The 17131-nt window shown below is 51.6% G+C and carries 14 protein-coding genes and 2 tRNA genes; 13 read left to right on the forward strand and 3 right to left on the reverse strand.

What is annotated here, in order from left to right; translation table 11 throughout:
• Positions 1-48: 48 nt before the first annotated feature.
• From ACOJWD_RS08865 to clpX, 5 genes are all read left to right on the forward strand, one after another.
• Positions 49-132 (forward strand) — tRNA-Leu (locus ACOJWD_RS08865).
• Positions 133-136: 4 nt separating this feature from the next.
• Positions 137-211 (forward strand) — tRNA-Gly (locus ACOJWD_RS08870).
• Between the two features lie 106 nt (positions 212-317).
• Positions 318-1631, forward strand: a complete 1314-nt coding sequence (gene tig / locus ACOJWD_RS08875; RefSeq protein ID WP_486992867.1) for a trigger factor — start codon at positions 318-320, stop codon at positions 1629-1631.
• 14 nt (positions 1632-1645) lie between these two features.
• Positions 1646-2260 (forward strand): ATP-dependent Clp protease proteolytic subunit, encoded by a 615-nt coding sequence (locus ACOJWD_RS08880; protein ID WP_486992868.1) that lies wholly within the window; start codon positions 1646-1648, stop codon positions 2258-2260.
• A gap of 52 nt (positions 2261-2312) precedes the next feature.
• Positions 2313-3590: an ATP-dependent Clp protease ATP-binding subunit ClpX gene (gene clpX, locus ACOJWD_RS08885; protein WP_486992869.1), complete on the forward strand. Its 1278-nt coding sequence runs from the start codon at positions 2313-2315 to the stop codon at positions 3588-3590.
• Between the two features lie 301 nt (positions 3591-3891).
• On the opposite strand, the gene ACOJWD_RS08890 is transcribed toward clpX, so the two are convergent.
• Entirely contained in the window at positions 3892-4806 is a 915-nt protein-coding gene (locus ACOJWD_RS08890) for a sulfotransferase domain-containing protein (protein WP_486992880.1), read from the reverse strand.
• Positions 4807-4925: 119 nt separating this feature from the next.
• Here ACOJWD_RS08890 and cysC point away from each other — a divergent pair, with 119 nt between their 5' ends.
• The 4 genes from cysC to yihA all read left to right on the forward strand — a co-directional run bounded on the left by cysC (position 4926) and on the right by yihA (position 11549).
• On the forward strand, positions 4926-6617 hold the full coding sequence (cysC, locus tag ACOJWD_RS08895; RefSeq protein WP_486992870.1) for an adenylyl-sulfate kinase: 1692 nt from the start codon (positions 4926-4928) through the stop codon (positions 6615-6617).
• Between the two features lie 246 nt (positions 6618-6863).
• Positions 6864-8549: an ATP-dependent protease LonB gene (gene lonB / locus ACOJWD_RS08900; protein ID WP_486992871.1), complete on the forward strand. Its 1686-nt coding sequence runs from the start codon at positions 6864-6866 to the stop codon at positions 8547-8549.
• A gap of 85 nt (positions 8550-8634) precedes the next feature.
• Positions 8635-10929: an endopeptidase La gene (gene lon, locus ACOJWD_RS08905; protein ID WP_486992872.1), complete on the forward strand. Its 2295-nt coding sequence runs from the start codon at positions 8635-8637 to the stop codon at positions 10927-10929.
• 14 nt (positions 10930-10943) lie between these two features.
• Complete coding sequence (gene yihA, locus ACOJWD_RS08910) at positions 10944-11549, forward strand: ribosome biogenesis GTP-binding protein YihA/YsxC (RefSeq protein WP_486992873.1); 606 nt, start codon at positions 10944-10946, stop codon at positions 11547-11549.
• Here yihA and ACOJWD_RS08915 read toward each other — a convergent pair.
• Positions 11546-12145, reverse strand: coding sequence for a histidine phosphatase family protein (locus tag ACOJWD_RS08915; protein WP_486992874.1), 600 nt, complete (start codon positions 12143-12145; stop codon positions 11546-11548). The two genes, yihA and ACOJWD_RS08915, sit on opposite strands and share 4 nt — an antisense overlap.
• A gap of 88 nt (positions 12146-12233) precedes the next feature.
• On the opposite strand from ACOJWD_RS08915, the gene ACOJWD_RS08920 reads away from it, so the two are divergent.
• Together ACOJWD_RS08920 and ACOJWD_RS08925 are read left to right on the forward strand one after the other, a co-directional pair.
• Entirely contained in the window at positions 12234-12839 is a 606-nt protein-coding gene (locus ACOJWD_RS08920) for a histidine phosphatase family protein (protein WP_486992875.1), read from the forward strand.
• 162 nt (positions 12840-13001) lie between these two features.
• The gene (locus ACOJWD_RS08925) at positions 13002-13541 is read left to right on the forward strand and encodes a GNAT family N-acetyltransferase (RefSeq protein WP_486992876.1); all 540 of its coding nucleotides are present in this window, start codon (positions 13002-13004) and stop codon (positions 13539-13541) included.
• Here ACOJWD_RS08925 and ACOJWD_RS08930 read toward each other — a convergent pair.
• On the reverse strand, positions 13514-14431 hold the full coding sequence (locus tag ACOJWD_RS08930; RefSeq protein ID WP_486992877.1) for a hypothetical protein: 918 nt from the start codon (positions 14429-14431) through the stop codon (positions 13514-13516). The two genes, ACOJWD_RS08925 and ACOJWD_RS08930, sit on opposite strands and share 28 nt — an antisense overlap.
• 145 nt (positions 14432-14576) lie before the next feature.
• On the opposite strand from ACOJWD_RS08930, the gene ACOJWD_RS08935 reads away from it, so the two are divergent.
• Together ACOJWD_RS08935 and ACOJWD_RS08940 are read left to right on the forward strand one after the other, a co-directional pair.
• Positions 14577-14840 (forward strand): co-chaperone GroES, encoded by a 264-nt coding sequence (locus ACOJWD_RS08935; RefSeq protein ID WP_486992878.1) that lies wholly within the window; start codon positions 14577-14579, stop codon positions 14838-14840.
• A gap of 300 nt (positions 14841-15140) precedes the next feature.
• Positions 15141-17131, forward strand: a 1991-nt coding sequence (locus tag ACOJWD_RS08940; RefSeq protein ID WP_486992879.1) for a valine--tRNA ligase, incomplete at its 3' end; no start/stop codon positions are given.

Consider the following 17131-nt stretch of genomic DNA (forward strand, 5'->3'; position numbering starts at 1 on the left):
GACTTCGAATCCGGAGGTCGTAGGTTCAAATCCTACCGGGCGCACCATGCGAGGGTGATGGAATGGCAGACATGCGAGACTTAGGATCTCGTGCCGCTAGGCGTAAGGGTTCAAGTCCCTTCCCTCGCACCAAAGCGCGGAAGTAGCTCAGCGGTAGAGCATCGCCTTGCCAAGGCGAGGGTCGCGGGTTCAAATCCCGTCTTCCGCTCCAATTTGACGAGGCAGGCTTCTGCCTCGGTTTTTCTTGTGATTGGACTGAGCCACTTCCCATGCTATAATGGGATGATTTTTAAGGGCGTTAGAGGAGGAATTTTTCAGTGGATGTGGCGTTGGAACGGTTGCCTCATGCGGTAGCCAAGGTATCAGTGACAATAGAGCCAGCTGACGTAACAAAGGCTATGGATCGAGCCTTTAAGACGGTTGCAGGGCGATATAATATTCCGGGATTTCGACGAGGAAAAGCCCCTCGAAAGATCTTTGAGCGCTATGTGGGCCGTGGGGTGTTGCTCCAAGAGGCGGCACAACAGTTAGTGGATCGGCACTATAGCGAAGCATTAATCACGGCAGCGGTGGAACCGGTCGGAGAGCCCCATATTAACATTGTCACACTTGATGAGGACAAGCCGTTTCAATTTGACATTGAGGTGGAATCCAAACCAGCAATCGAAATTGGCGCTTTGGATGACCTTTTGAAAGAACCACTGTCGGTTTCAGAGGCATCGGAAGAGGATTTGGAGAAAGAATTTCAGGCATTAGCCAAGTCTCAAGCGCAATTGGTGCCAGTGGACAATGAGCCGGTATCCATGGGGGATCATGTTGTCTTGAAATTGCAAGGATTTTTGGCGGATAATGAAGAGGGAGAAGACCCCTTTGTTGAAGATGATGCTTATGCCGTAGAAATAGGTTCTGGACTGGCGGTCGAAGGCCTCGAAACACAACTGATTGGTCTTCAGGCTGATGAGCCCCAAACTATTCGCTTAACCTATCCTGAGAACCATCCTGATGTCGCCCTTCAAGGTAAAGATGTCCGATTTGAAGTGACCGTGACCGATATCAAGCGCCCAGATATTCCGGCCATCGATGAAGATTTAGCGATCACCTTGGGCTACGAAAGTGAAGAAGACCTGCGTGATACGGTCACTGAGCGACTGAAAGAAAGACTACTAAAGCAGGCTAAAGATGATCGGTTGGCCAAGATTTTGGGTAAGCTGAAAGAGCGCACATCGTTTGAGGTTCCGTCAGCATTGGTTGAACAGGCTATTCATAATCAAATGCATGAATTAGACAACATGCTTCGACGGATGGGAGCCGACGTAGAGGAATATATTGAAAGTCGCCAGATCTCTCTAGAAAATCTTCATGAAGAGATGCGGCCCCAGGCCGAGGAGCGAGTGAAAGAAGAGTTGCTCCTAGAGTCAGTGGCAAAAAGCCAGGGGATTGAAGTCAGCGACGATGATGTCATCGAGACGATTGTTCCCATGGCAGAACTCTATCGACAACCGCTCGACCAATTAGTGCAGTTGTTTAGGCAGCGAGGAGAATTCGAAGCTTTGCGTGGTAATCTCGTCGTATCGAAGGCCAGTGACTATCTATCGACAACGGTCCTCGGGGAAGAAGAACCGGAAGATTAATTGGGAGGGAAACAATGAGCTATTTGGTGCCGATGGTCGTTGAACAGACCAATCGTGGAGAGCGTTCCTATGACATTTATTCACGGCTGTTAAAAGAACGCATTATCTTTTTAGGAAATGCTATTGATGATGATGTCGCCAATTTGGTGGTAGCCCAGTTGCTCTTTCTAGAGAGTGACGATCCTGAGCGGGATATTAATCTCTATGTGAATTCCCCTGGAGGATCGGTGACGGCCGGGATGGCCATCTACGATACCATGCAGTATATTAAGCCGGACGTATCGACCATTTGTGTTGGCTTAGCAGCGAGTATGGGTGCGGTGTTACTGGCCGGAGGCGCGGATGGCAAGAGGTTCGCTCTCCCCAATGCTCGGGTCATGATACATGAGCCATGGGTGGACCGCTTGGGCGGGAAAATTACCGATCTCGATATTCAAATGCGGGAACTGATCCGCAATCGGGAGTCCTTAGCAGGAATCTTGGCCAAGCACAGTAACCATTCTCTGGAGCAAATTTTGAAGGAAACCGAGCGCGACTATTGGATGACTGCCGATGAAGCAAAGGCATATCATTTAGTGGATGAAGTCTTGACGCCACGAGTCGGTCTGGCCCCTTCGAACCCAGAGTAGTAGGGGATATGACACTAGACACGGAACAGCAACGCGGATAAGGGGGCGGACCATGTTTAAGTTTACTGATGAAAAGGGTCAGCTAAAATGTTCATTCTGCGGGAAATATCAGGATCAAGTGAAGCGGCTTATCGCGGGCCCAGGTGGCGTGTACATCTGTGATGAGTGCGTGGAACTGTGTTCTGAAATAATTGAGGAAGAGCTCAATGACGATGTGGAATTTGAGCTCAAGGACATTCCCAAACCGTCAGAAATTCGATCGATTTTGGACCAGTATGTGGTAGGCCAAGATCGGGCGAAAAAGACCCTTTCCGTAGCGGTCTATAATCACTATAAGCGCATTAACTTAGGCAATAAGGTCGACGATGTTGAACTGCAAAAGTCCAACATTCTGATGTTGGGCCCGACAGGTTCCGGGAAGACCCTCTTAGCGCAAACGCTTGCCAAGATTCTCAATGTGCCGTTTGCCATTGCTGATGCCACCTCGTTAACGGAGGCGGGGTACGTCGGAGAAGATGTGGAAAACATCTTATTAAAGCTGATTCAAGCGGCAGATTATGATGTAGAAAAGGCCGAAAAAGGTATTGTCTACATTGACGAGGTTGACAAGATCGCTCGTAAGTCAGAGAACCCATCGATTACCCGAGACGTATCGGGTGAGGGTGTGCAACAAGCCTTGCTAAAGATTTTGGAAGGGACCGTCGCGTCGGTGCCGCCGCAGGGTGGTCGTAAGCATCCTCATCAAGAGTTCATTCAAATTGATACCACGAACATCCTCTTTATTGTGGGTGGCGCTTTCGATGGCATCGATAAGTTAATCAAGGGACGTATCGGTAAAAAGGGCCTTGGATTTAACGCCGAGATTCAAGGTAAGTCTGACATCAACATTGGGGATGTGCTGGCCAAGATCATGCCAGAAGACTTGCTCAAGTTTGGTCTCATTCCAGAGTTTGTGGGTCGACTGCCTATTACCGTGACGTTGGACGCGTTAGATGAGCCGGCGTTGGTGCAAATTCTCACCGAACCGCGCAATGCCTTGATTAAGCAATATCAAAAGATGTTGCAAATGGATAATGTGGAGTTGGAGTTCAACGACGATGCAGTGAAAGCGGTGGCGCGAGAGGCCATGCGTCGCAACACCGGTGCACGTGCGCTCCGAGCTATTATCGAGGATCTCATGCTCGAAATCATGTATGAGATGCCGGGACGTCCCGATATAGCCAAGTGCGTCATTACCCGTGAAGTAGTGGAGCATCAAGAAGAACCGCTTTTGGTTTCGGTGCAAGGTCAAAAACCTCGCGCTAAAAAACAAAAGGAAGAAACTGCATAAGTGGTGTCCCAAAAACCGGAGAGCCGTGCCAGTGCCGCTCTCCGGTTTTTTCTTATGTGCAATAGCTTTGCACATCCAAGGCTGAAGTGGCTCATCCCAATAAGGCCTATCCATAATCGGTCCGCGAAATCCCCAGTCGGGATGCGCGGCCATTAACATCCATCATGTCTTTGGTGTGATCGATGGCATCAGCCGCACGGGCATTGTCCCTGCGGAGAACAGCAGCGGCTTCGGACTATCGCTGTTTTAGCATGCATGGCGTCAATCTATCAGCCGAGGGAGTATCCCATAGCGCCTATTTTTATTGCGGGTTGAGCCAGTGAGATAAGTCGCGATCCAGCAGGGCGGCCGTCTTTTCAATATCATCGTGGAAGAATGATTGCAATTCTTGACGGGTAGCTTCATGAATTGCGGGACGAGTCAGCAATGTCTCGTGTGTCTTACCACTTAAGCGGTTCACAGTCGATTCCGGAAGAAATCGCTTAAATGCTCGGCCAGTGGTCTTAATGAGGCGAAATAGGGTCTGATTCTCTGGCACTCCGGAAGCGTTGGTGCGATGAGGTAGGTTAGGCTCAAAAAGCGGATCCACTTCGAGGAATGAAAAGATACGTTGAAAAACTTGCTGCGGATGATGGTCTAAGTCATCTTGCAGAAGAAAGAGTAGCTGCTCTGGCGAAAATTGTTGTTGGTAGCGCTTGACTTGGTCACTGTAGAGGCCCACCTCACGATAAAGGATAAATGGCATGAGGTGCGACAGGCGTTCACGGCGTTCTTCTTCGAGTGCGAGTGCTTGCTCAAATGTGTCGCACGGTTCGTCATGCAAGAGTCGTTGAAACGTATATTGAGAAAAAGCGCGGTCGATGGGATTTCTCAACACGGCGATCATGCGCGCATCTGGAATGTACTTCGCAATTGTCAGAGGAGCTCGTTCGCTATACAAATAAAGGGTCGAAGCTTCCCCTACGGCATGGGCGTTGCCTGCCGAGTTAAATAGAGACTCGTAGGTCTTGAGGTCACTCACGACGCTCGAGCGAGGATCATTCTCATAAGCGAAAAACATCGGTTCTTTGAAGTCACTCACGTAAACCTCAGGATGCTGCCGCAAACCCTTGTATAAGTGCGTGGTGCCGCTACGAGGGGCACCGATGATTAGAAAATTGGGTAGCAGGTCGAGCCCTCCTTCGCGATATATGCTAGCCCTACTATACTGGGTCAGGTACCGATGTACGCTGAAGTGTTACTTAAGATCGGGATGATTGTCCCATGACACTGTAATCTTGTCATACCCTAAGTATGACATAAATAAATCATCTTTATTAAGGGTGTGGAGTACTAGTGGGACAACATGCGTGGATTCTTGATGCTCAGCAGCGGTGTGACTTAGATTTGCTCTTGTCAGGAGCCTATGCACCTTTGGAGGGGTATCTTTCGTCCCGAGACTATATATCCGTGCTGGAACGCATGACGTTGGCTGATGGTAGTCTATGGCCGATACCTATCGTGCTTGATGTCGCAGAGGATTTCGCGACGTCAGTGACGGTAGGCGAGGAGGTCCTTTTGACTAGGGAAGATGGGACACCATTAGCCAAGGTGATCGTCAGCGAAGTCTATGAAGCAGACTTGCATCGTGAAGCGCAGGCTATTTATGGTACGGAGGACGTGCGTCACGCGGGAGTACGATCCTTATTGGGCCGCCATCACTGGTATATTGCTGGTCCGGTGCAAAGTCTCGATTTAGAACGCTTAGAATTAGCACGTCGTGTAGACTTTCTACCACTGTATCGGACCCCGGGAGAAATGAGGCGACGATTTCGACGATTGGGAAAGCCGGTCGTAGCCTTTCATACGCGAAATCCTATGCACGGGGCACATTACGCGGTGACACGGGCTGCCCAAGAGTTAGTTGACGGACATTTGCTGCTTCATCCGACGACCGGGCCGACCCAACCGGGTGACCTATCGGAGTCACTGCGCTTGAAGGCGATTTGGGCGTTGGCGGAAAGCTATCCGTTAGATGATAATGGGCATCCTTCAGTCACTTTAGCGACGATACCGCTGGCCATGCGGATGGCAGGTCCCAGAGAAGCGTTGTGGCATGCCTTGATTCGTCAAAACTACGGAGCAGACTATTTTATTGTTGGACGAGCACCGGCGGATCCCGGGAAAAACCCAGTCCATCCCAATGGATTTTGGTACCCACCGTACGAAGCTCAAGAACTCATGGAAAAGGTCGCAGACAAGATGAAAATCCGTCCGCTGGTCTTTCCAGAATACGCCTTTAATGTGCGACATCAGAGTTTTTGGCCCGTAAAGGATGCCGACAACACGTCCGATATGGTGCAACTCTCTGGAACCAAAGTGCGTCAGATGCTGGCAAGTGGTGAACCATTGCCCGAATGGTATGCACCCGAGCCCGTCCGGCAAGTATTGCAAGATGAATTCCGGACCATCAAACAGGGCGGAGTGATCTTTTTGACCGGTCTTCCGGCATCCGGAAAGAGTACCCTGGCGAAGGCGTTGTATCATGTGCTGTCTCTGCGCAGTAAGTATCTCGTGACCCTCTTGGATGGCGACGTCATCCGCCGCCATTTATCCAAAGGTCTTGGGTTTACTCGCGAGGATCGCATTCAAAATCTCGAACGGGTGGGCTTTGTGTCGCAACTCATGGTGCAGCATGGCGGCCTCGTGGTGGTGGCCATGGTTGCGCCATTGGAAGAAGCCCGCCAGCGCTTTCGCGATATGATTGAGCCGATCGGAGATTTCATTGAAATTCATGTGGCGACGTCGCTTGAGGAGTGTGAACGCCGTGATCCCAAAGGGTTGTATCACCAGGCACGGCAGGGAACAATTCCCGAAATGACAGGCATTCAAAGTCCTTATGAGATCCCTCGCTCACCTGAACTTCGGATTGTCTCAGGCGAGAAAGTGTTTAGCGAGGACCTGGCTAATGTGGTCCGATTCCTGGAAGAGCGCCAATTGATTCAGCCGATGGGCGATGCTCTGTTGGCTTCCGTCTCTCTCGCCTAGCCGTTTTTTATTGATTCGTGATGCAAAAGCCTGGCCGACGCCTAGTTAGGGGTCGGCTGTTGGTTTTTTGCGGGCGTAAGTGGGCATAATTTCCATTGAGGGCATGGTACGCGATTGCACATAATTGCTGGATGTCGGTCCATGAATTGGCGCTTTATCAGCCTCAAAGTTGGCCAAACTACATACGCGAGGCCAAACGGCGAATTCGCATCAAACAATCTCTGCTTCGCGGAAAGGAGGGCTACGATGAACTTTCAAAGCATCGTGACCTTCGTTCAATTTTTTTTGATTGTAGTTATTGGACTCTATTTCTGGAACGCCTTGAAGTCTCAGCAAGGCGCGAAGGTGGCCGTGGAACGGGAGTCAAAAAAAGAGATTGACAAATTGCGTCGCCTACGTGCGATTCACCTCAGTGAGCCGTTATCCGAAAGGACACGTCCGAGCAACTTTGAGGAGGTCGTCGGGCAATCTGACGGCATTAAATCGCTCAAGGCGGCGCTCTGTGGTCCGAATCCGCAGCACGTCATTATTTATGGACCCCCGGGAGTCGGAAAAACGGCTGCGGCGCGACTGGTCATGGAGGAAGCCAAGCGGATGTCGTGGTCACCATTTAGGCCTGATGCCAAATTCATTGAATTAGACGCCACCACCGCTCGATTTGACGAGCGTGGGATTGCAGACCCGCTCATTGGATCGGTTCATGACCCTATTTATCAGGGGGCCGGTCCCATGGGGATGGCGGGAATTCCCCAACCGAAGCCGGGTGCCGTCACGAAAGCGCATGGCGGGATGCTCTTTATCGATGAAATTGGCGAATTACATCCGATTCAGATGAACAAGCTACTGAAGGTATTGGAAGATCGCAAAGTATTTCTGGAATCGGCGTATTATAATTCGGAGGATCAAAATATTCCTCTCCACATTCAAGATATTTTTGAGAATGGTCTTCCGGCTGACTTCCGGCTAGTAGGGGCCACTACGCGGCAGCCACAGGAGATTCCGCCGGCCATCCGGTCGCGCTGCTTGGAGATTTACTTCCGAGCGTTGCTGCCGGATGAGGTCCATTCAATTGCCGCCAATGCCGCCAAGCGAATGGGTATCGACGTGGAGTCAGGTGCATTGGAGATTATTAAACAATATGCCACCAATGGGCGCGAAGCGGTCAATATGATTCAAATCGCCGCCGGAGTCTCGATGACCGAAGGCCGCCAGGGCATTACCAAGGCGGATGTGGAGTGGGTGGTGCAATCCGGGCAGTATAACCCTCGTCCGGAGAAAAAGGTGGCAGACAGGCCGCACGTGGGAATGGTGAATGGGCTTGCCATTTACGGGCCGAATTTAGGGACGGTACTTGAAGTGGAAGCGGTTGCACAACCAGTGGCCGAGGGCACGGGAAAGCTTTCGGTCACCGGAGTGGTGGATGAAGAAGAGATGGGCAACGGTGGGCGTACCATTCGTCGTAAATCGATGGCTCGCAGTTCGGTCGAAAACGTCTTGACGGTCCTGGAAAACATTATGGACATCCGGACTCGCGATTACCATTTGCACATTAACTTTCCGGGCGGCGTGCCGTTAGACGGGCCCTCGGCAGGCGTTGCGATTGCATCGGCACTATACTCGGCCATAAAGCAAAAGACGGTAGACAATCGGTTGGCGATGACCGGAGAACTCTCGATTCGCGGTGAAGTACGACCAATCGGAGGAGTCGTGGCAAAGGTTGAAGCGGCTCAGCAGGCAGGATGTAAGCGGGTCCTCATCCCGCGTGATAATTGGCAGGAGGTGTTTCGCACCTTGGCCATCGATGTCATTCCCGTCGATACATTATCCGAGGTCATTGAACATGCGATTATCGCGGTACAAGAGGAACCGACCTCGCTGCAACCAGTCATGGAAGCCGATCTTTTGACGGCCAGTCCTTCTTCAGTGGGGTAATTACTGATTGGGAGAAAGGGCCGCTCCAGTCGGAGCGCCCCTTTTTTTTCAAGTGTTTGGTAATATGGGTATAGGGGGCGAATGTATGGATTTACCGTTATTACCACTCCGCGGCGTATTAGTGTTTCCGTCCATGGTGGTTCCGCTTGAAATTGGTCGAAAAAAGAGCCTTGAGGCGCTGGAGCAGGCTATGCTGGGCGATCGCTCGCTTTTGTTTGTAGCGCAGAAAGATACACGGCTGGACAGCCCTAGCGAAGAAGACCTCTATCTGGTTGGGGTGATCGCCGAGGTGAAGCAGGTGCTGAAGATGCCGACAGGCGGTTCAAAGGTCGTGGTCGAGGGAAAAAGCCGATGTCGGATTCATTCAGTGCGCGATAGTGGCGATTATTTTATGGCGGACGTGGAAGCGGTTCCTGAGGAAACTGAACTGACAGATGAACTGGAAGCCCTCATGCATAGCGCCGTAGACTTATTTGAGGTCTACATCAAAAACTCTCGCAAAATGCCCGGAGAGGCGAGCGTGGTTATGAATATCGACGACCCGGGACGTCTAGCAGACACCATCATCTCCAATATGGACATTCGTACCCAGGAGAAGCAAGAGGTGTTGGAGAGCTTTGATCTCCAGGAGCGACTTACTCGAGTGGGCGACGTACTATCGCGACAAATTGAACTTCTAGAAATCGAAAAGCGGATTAACGGCCGTGTCCGTCGTCAGATGGAACGGACCCAAAAGGAGTATTACCTTCGTGAGCAAATGAAGGCTATCCAGCGAGAACTGGGAGAATCCGACGAAGAAGCCAGCGAAACGGAAGAGTTGCGACAACGCCTAGAAACCATGACGGCGCTGGACCCTACGGTTCGTGAGAAAATCGAACGAGAAATTAGCCGATTAGAAAAGATGTCGCCCATGTCGGCAGAAGCGGCTGTCGTACGTACATATCTGGACGCGTTATTGGAATTGCCATGGACCGAAAAAAGCGTGCAGAACATTTCCTTGGGAGAGTCCGAAGATATTTTGGAAAGCGATCATTTTGGACTACCAAGGGTAAAGGAACGTGTTCTTGAATTCTTAGCGGTGCAATCATTATCGGAAGAGTTGAAAACCCCGATTTTGTGCTTAGTGGGCCCACCGGGGGTAGGGAAAACTTCGCTGGCTCGCTCGATTGCGCGGGCGACGGGCCGTAACTTTGTCCGAATATCGTTGGGCGGAGTGCGCGACGAAGCGGAAATTCGTGGTCATCGCCGCACCTATGTTGGGGCCATGCCGGGGCGGATTATTCAGGGGATGAGACAAGCCGGAACGAAAAACCCCTTGTTTCTGTTGGATGAGCTTGACAAGATGGCCAACGATTTTCGCGGGGATCCTGCTGCCGCTCTTTTGGAAGTACTAGATCCAGAACAAAATCAACATTTTTCCGATCACTATGTGGAAATCCCCTTTGACTTATCTGACGTGATGTTCATTACCACGGCGAATGTGTTGCACCTCATTCCTCGTCCGCTTTTGGATCGCATGGAAGTGATTAATATTCCCGGCTATACCGATGAAGAAAAGGTCCACATTGCAGAAAGATATTTGTGGCCGCGGCAAAAGAAGCAAAATGGGCTCGCCGATAGTCAAATTTCACTGGCGCGGGGGATCATGGGCCGTATCATTGCCCAATATACTCGCGAAGCCGGTGTGCGGCAATTGGAGCGGGAGTTAGGGAGAATTTGTCGTAAGGCCGCCCGAGAGGTGGTTGAAGGGAAGACATCGCCTATTCATGTGACCGGCAAGAATATCTCTCGCTATCTGGGAAAACCGCGAGTCCACCACTTGTCGGCTGAGGTCGATGCGCAAGTAGGGGTCGTGAATGGACTCGCCGTCACCGAAGTAGGTGGAGACATTATGGCCATTGAGGTGAGCACCATGCCGGGCAAGGGGCATCTCACGCTGACCGGGCAATTAGGGGATGTCATGCAAGAATCGGCTCGAGCCGGCTTCAGCTACATTCGATCGCACCAGACGGCTCTGGCCATTGAGGGGGGATTGGACGACAGCACGGATCTCCATATTCATGTGCCCGAAGGGGCCATCCCCAAAGATGGGCCATCGGCCGGGGTGGCCATGGCGGTGGCGATGATTTCGGCACTGACTGGTCGGCCGGTGCGGCCGGCGGTGGCGATGACGGGAGAAATTACTTTGCGGGGACGGGTTTTGCCAGTGGGTGGAATCAAGGAAAAAATTTTGGCAGCACACCGAGCGGGAGTGCGAAAGGTATTTATTCCAGAGAACAATCGGCCAGATTTAGAGGACATTCCCATCAATGTGCGTCGTCAACTGGAGATTTCCACCGTGGGACACTTAGATGATGTGCTCGCCGAGGTGCTGGAATAGGGAATGGAGGATTCATGGCCAAGTCAAAAGTTCACTCGCGAGCAAACGCCCCGGTTAAATCCGGGGATTTGGTGACTTCAGCTTTAACACTGGAGGAAATGCCGAAGACGGGATTGAGCGAGATTGCGTTTTTAGGGCGGTCTAATGCGGGCAAGTCTTCGTTGATTAATGCCCTTTTGAAGAAAAAAGTGGCGCATACCAGTAATACCCCGGGTCGTACGCAACGCATTAATTTCTTTGCGATGCCGAGTTGGTATATTGTGGACCTCCCCGGATTCGGATACGCCAAAGTGTCCAAGGATGAGCGGGCGCGTTTTGGGATGGCGGTGGAAGACTATCTCACGACCCGTCAGCCATTGGTCGGTGCGGTACTGATTCAAGATGCGCGTCGAGATCCCGAAGAGGCAGAATTTATGGTGGTGCAGTGGGCTCGTGAGCGCAACGTGCTATTAGTTGTGGCAGCTAGTAAAATGGATCGAATGAATCGCCAAGAACAAAAAGAGCGCCAAGCGGCGCTAGATGAGCAGTATGGATTGTCCGTGAATTTAATCTCAAGCCGGACGGGCGAGGGCATGGACGCGATCAAAGCGGCTATACACGGTCTTGGCCTCTCGATTTAACTTTTGTACTGATAGGTTGTGGGCCTGCCAAAGTTGATGTGAGGCAATCGTCGCCCGTCAATTTGGCCGGCTTTCATCAAGAGGTTAATCGTGACTAGCAAAAACCCGGAGTGGGAGACCAGTGCCAGCGTCTGTACTTGTTGTTGGTATTCCAGCAGTTGCTCTATGGCAGCGCGACTGCGTTCCACGGATAGCTTTTTCCCTTCCGGGGGGATGTCGAAGAACCACGCTGAGCGTAGGTAGCTCCACCACACTTCACTGGGCCAACGACGATTGAGAAACCAGGTGTTGGCCTCTTTGGGAAGGACGATCGGAATTTCTCGGAATATCGGATTGACCTCGATATGGGCTCCCCGGGCGAATAGGTTGGCGGTTTCTTTCGCGCGAGGCAAGTCCGAGGAGACCACCAATTCTGGGGTGGGATAGGACGCATAGAGGGACACCAGGCGTGCCTGCTCGTCTTGACTCAGGCCAGCCAGGTCATATTGGTGCAAGTACTCATTAAACTGTACTCGTGTCATAAGAAGAGGGTTAGGGGGGACGTTGGGACGCCCGTGCCGCATAACCCAAAGAGTTTTTCCTTGTAGATTCTGCATACGTCAAAGCTACTCAATTGAGGAGGCTGGGTCAAGTAGCTGGCGGACGAATTGCGAAGAATACATAAAATTGGATAGGAGAGATGTCATGGGAGTCATGGTAGTAATGATCCGTCATGGGGAGAGCGAGGCTAATGCGCATGACCAGTTGGTCTCCGACGCGTTTGACCCGGTATTAACCGCCAGTGGACGTCTGGCCGCACGACACTTTGCGGAATTATGGAAGGGACAGTCGGTCAGCGCCCTCTATGCGAGTCCGCTACGACGTACTCAGGAAACCGCGGAAGTGATTGCGCACTTGGTAGGAGTGGACTCGGTGCACATTGACTCGAGACTGCATGAAATCCATATGGGTGCCTTTGATGGGCAGGTAATTCATGACTTGGAGCCTCTCAATGCCTATCAGACCTGGAAACATGATCCTGAGATTCCACCGCCCGGAGGAGAACGATTAAGTGCCGTATATGCCCGAATGGACAGTTTTCTCAAGGAGTTGCCAGGCAAACATTCCGGGCGAGTGTTTGTCGTGCCTCATGCGGACTGCCTGAAGGCGGTGACCTTGGGTGTGCTGGGCGCTCCGTGGCAAGGGTCTCATGCGTTACACTTTGAAAATTTGGCCGCTCTTCAGTTGGAAGTGAGTGACAACCATACGGCGCTGCGGCTACTTCCGTCGGTTCCCGTTCACAGTGACTAATCATATCGATAGGAAGAGAGTCGAGGAGACGGCTTAGGTGATAATGGGGACCTTATCCATGATTTCCATCAGAAAGTCCCTCGAGATGGTTCCAAAATGACAGGAGCTCGGCAGTGCGTGTCGAATGACTAGAGGCTTGGACTTCTTGTGAGGTGACGACGCTTGGTTTTATCTTTAACAGAGGAGTATCGACGCATTCGTCGACTAACGCATGATGATGTATCCATGTTGATGCGCTGGGACAACGATCCGGCGCTATTTGAGCTCACTGGGAAAAAGTTTGCCAAAGGTGACGACCAAGAAGCATGGTGGCGATCGTTAGTTCGCGACCGTAGCCGATTGGTGTTCGCGATAATAGACGATGAGGGCAACCTCATTGGAGATGTCGAGCTGCAGCAGATCTTATGGCGAGCTCGTGAAGCCGAAATTCGCATATCGATAGGCAATAAGGACTCATGGGGCCGAGGCTATGGTACCGAGGCAATGCGCGAAGCGCTATTTGCGGCATTTCATATGTTGACTTTAGACCGAGTGTACTTGCGGGTAAGGATGGATAATGGGCGCGCCATCAGAACGTATCAAAAGACCGGTTTTCGCACGGTGGGTCGTTTGCCAGCGACCGGCCGGCTACACGGATATACGGATTTGCGGCTGATGGAAATTACACGCTCCCACTATTTATCCATTTCCGAAAGAGCTTGAAGGGCAGGACCCGGGTCCACCATCACGGTGTAGCTTTGCCACTGAGGCATTAAGGAGGTCATTCTGGCATAGGTGCTGGAGTCTGGATAGGTGGTATTGGGCCAATACTGATAGTGTAGGGCCTGTCGGATTTCTTGGACGAGCTGTGAATCCTGGTGGCCGTTGCTCAAAATGGATGCGACGGCCGCTGGGGGCGTGGTGTGGAGATACCAGAGAGCCAGATTCAGACCGGCAAGAAAACGTGTCACTGCGGGCTCGGCGCGGTGTTCTTCGAGCATGACGGTGGGGATCGGTCCAGTAGACGCGCCCAGCCACGACAAGGTGACAGTCCTTGCATCAAGGTGTTTTAGGACTTGCGCTTCACTGAGGGTGACCACTGCCCACGGTAAGTGCTGACGACGCCAAAGCTGTTTCATTTGCGAAAAAGGAATCGGCGTCCATTGGGTAATATGGGCACGCTGGGTTTTCAGAAGGGCGCTCACTAGGGGAATTTCGCTGTGGACAATGGGCGAATAAAAGATAGGCAAGTGATTTAAGGCGCGCAGGCGAAAATGAGGGTCCGGTCGAGGAGAGACCAACACTAAATCTGGACGGGTCGCCAGGTATCCGACCACCGGGCGCTGTGGGCTCGAACTGAGAGTCACGTTAGCGGTATGCGATTTGTTGGTGAATACGATCTTCACATGGCGTTCATGGAAGGTGCCCAATCGTAGAGCCAAGGTCAGTGGAAGTGTCATGAGGGGTGTGATGTCGTCCAACTGGACCGATACCGTAGGCCACGAAGCTTCATTCGCGGATGGCGCTGGACGAGCCCCACAACCAGTGAGTAGGACGACTAAGCTTCCCACAAGGGGAAGAAGGAACGGTCGTTTGCAATATTTTCGGATCACTCTGCCAAGCCCCCTTGCATCATGGTATGAGGGGATGATCGGCAAAAGAACTGTGGAACCATAATTGACACCCGGTGGCGGTTGGCTATAATTGAAAATGCCACTTTATCGTGGGTTTCTATCTCAGGAAGCGAGGGATATCGTAATGCAGGTACAACCCCTGGGGGATCGGGTGTTAATTAAGTTGGTTGAAGAACAAGAACGGACACAGAGTGGTATTTACATCCCAGACACTGCCAAAGACAAGCCACAGACAGGTCTTGTGGTGGCTGTGGGCGATGGCGAAGACGTCAAAGTCAAGAATGGTCAACGTGTCTTGTTCGCGAAGTTCGCGGGGACAGAGATTAAGATCGACAACGTCGAGCATCTTATTTTGTCCGCCGAAGACATACTTGCCGTCGTAGAGTAACAAAACCTTTATTAATTTAAGAGTCTAGCCGATGAGGGGAAGAAGCGTTCAGCGGTCCGGTATAGAGAGCGAGTCATATGGTGAAAGATTCGCCCGGATGTGAACGTGAGTGATCCCTGAGGAATTTCGAGATCGCCTATATGGGCGAGTATCGAGACGGATTGCGCCCGATATTGCGCTTGAAGGCTCCAGCAATGGGGCAAATTAAGGTGGTACCGCGAAATCCTCGTTTCGCCCTTAGCGAAGCGGGGATTTATTGTATTTGCGACGTTAACTGGTAGGTAATAACTTCGGTGGAGGATGATCGGTGTGGCACTAGATTCGCGATATAACCCGGGTGTGGTCGAAGACAAGTGGTATCAGTGGTGGAGGGAAAAGGGCTATTTTCGTCCCACTCACCGAGAGGGACGGGACTCGTTTACCATCGTCATGCCTCCACCGAATGTCACCGGGGTTTTGCACTTGGGCCATGCCCTTAACAGTACTTGGCAGGATATTTTGACGCGGTATCATCGCCTGCGTGGAGACAATACCTTGTGGCTGCCCGGAACCGACCATGCGGGAATCCATACCCAGATGAAAGTGGATGAATTGTTGCGCAGTCAAGGAATTGACCGGCGGGAACTGGGGCGCGAGGCATTCGTTAATGAGGTCTGGCAGTGGAAGGAACAGTATGGAGGGAGAATTCTTGAGCAGGTAGCTAAGCTCGGAGCTTCGGTCGATTGGGACCGGCTACGGTTTACCCTGGACGAGGGATTATCCGATGCGGTGACCGAAGTTTTTGTTCGACTCTATGAGGAAGGTCTCATCTATCGCGGGAACTATATTACTAACTGGTGTGTGTCCTGTAAAACCGCTCTTTCCGACATTGAGGTAGACCACGTGGAGCAGCCGGGGCAGCTCACCGCCATTGGTTATCCATTGGTTGAAGGAGGTGGCGAAATCATTGTCGCCACTACACGCCCGGAAACCATGCTGGGAGATACGGGTATCGCGGTGCATCCAGAAGATGAACGGTATGCCGACCTCATTGGGAAGTTCGTGCGGGTACCGTTGATTGGCCGTGTCATTCCGATTGTGGCGGATAGCTATGTGGACCGCGAATTTGGTACAGGCGCGGTGAAAGTGACCCCTGCCCATGATCCCAATGACTTTCAAATGGGCAAACGCCATGCCTTGTCTGAAATCAAAGTGATTGGTGAGGACGGGATTATGACGGAAGACGCCGGGGGATATGCGGGGCTTACCCGGGATAACGCGCGTCAATCGGTTCTATCTGACTTAGGCGATAAAGGATACCTTCGCGGTCAAGAGGCGATTATGCACTCGGTGGGCCATTGTGAAAAGTGTGACACGATTATCGAACCCCTTTTGTCATTGCAGTGGTTTGTCAAAATTGCCCCGTTGGCTGGGCCGGCGATTGAAGCGGTTCGTTCAGGGGCCATTAAATTTGTCCCTGAACGCTTTGAAAAAATCTATATGAACTGGATGGAGAATATCCACGACTGGTGCGTATCGCGACAAATTTGGTGGGGGCATCGCATTCCCGCCTATTATTGTGACGCTTGTGGTGAGATGATGGTCTCGCGGGAACGGGTCCTTCATTGCCCTTCTTGTCAGGGGCCCGTCAGACAAGACGAAGATGTTCTAGATACCTGGTTTTCGTCCGCCCTCTGGCCCTTTTCCACTTTGGGATGGCCGAATGACACCGAGGATTTGGCGATGTTTTATCCTACCTCTGTATTGAGTACCGGATACGACATCATTTTCTTCTGGGTATCCCGCATGATTATGCAGGGATTGCACTTTACCGGTCAAAAACCCTTTGATGTGGTACTGTTGCACGGGTTGGTGAGAGATGCCGAAGGACGAAAAATGAGTAAGTCTCTGGGCAATGGTGTCGATCCCCTTGAGGTTGTCGAAAAATATGGAGCAGATGCACTGCGGATTGCCTTGGTTTTAGGATCGGCTCCGGGAAATGACTATCGCTGGAGTTGGGAGCGCTTTGAGTCAGGAAGCCACTTTGCCAACAAGGTCTATAATGCGATGCGCTTTGTATTGATGAATCGTGACGACAACTTTTCATTAGCCGACCATGATCAGATCAGTCCACATCCCGTCGACCAATGGATTTGGCGTCGACTGAACAGCACCATCCAAGAGATGTCTGACTATCTTGACGACTTTGAGTTTGGGCAAGCCGCCCGGGCTATTTATGATTTTTTCTGGGATGACTATTGCGATTGGTATATTGAGATGGCCAAAGTGCGATTGAAGTCCGATGAGCGGGA

It is taken from the genome of Sulfobacillus sp. TH-112, from assembly GCF_057473405.1.

What these genes read in the sequence shown, in the direction of transcription:
- ACOJWD_RS08880 (WP_486992868.1), top strand. Translation starts at nt 1,646, where the DNA reads ATGAGCTATTTGGTGCCGATGGTCGTTGAACAGACCAATCGTGGAGAG.
- clpX (WP_486992869.1), top strand. Translation starts at nt 2,313, where the DNA reads ATGTTTAAGTTTACTGATGAAAAGGGTCAGCTAAAATGTTCATTCTGC.
- lonB (WP_486992871.1), top strand. Translation starts at nt 6,864, where the DNA reads ATGAACTTTCAAAGCATCGTGACCTTCGTTCAATTTTTTTTGATTGTA.
- lon (WP_486992872.1), top strand. Translation starts at nt 8,635, where the DNA reads ATGGATTTACCGTTATTACCACTCCGCGGCGTATTAGTGTTTCCGTCC.
- yihA (WP_486992873.1), top strand. Translation starts at nt 10,944, where the DNA reads ATGGCCAAGTCAAAAGTTCACTCGCGAGCAAACGCCCCGGTTAAATCC.
- ACOJWD_RS08915 (WP_486992874.1), bottom strand. Translation starts at nt 12,145, where the DNA reads ATGCAGAATCTACAAGGAAAAACTCTTTGGGTTATGCGGCACGGGCGT.
- ACOJWD_RS08920 (WP_486992875.1), top strand. Translation starts at nt 12,234, where the DNA reads ATGGGAGTCATGGTAGTAATGATCCGTCATGGGGAGAGCGAGGCTAAT.
- ACOJWD_RS08935 (WP_486992878.1), top strand. Translation starts at nt 14,577, where the DNA reads ATGCAGGTACAACCCCTGGGGGATCGGGTGTTAATTAAGTTGGTTGAA.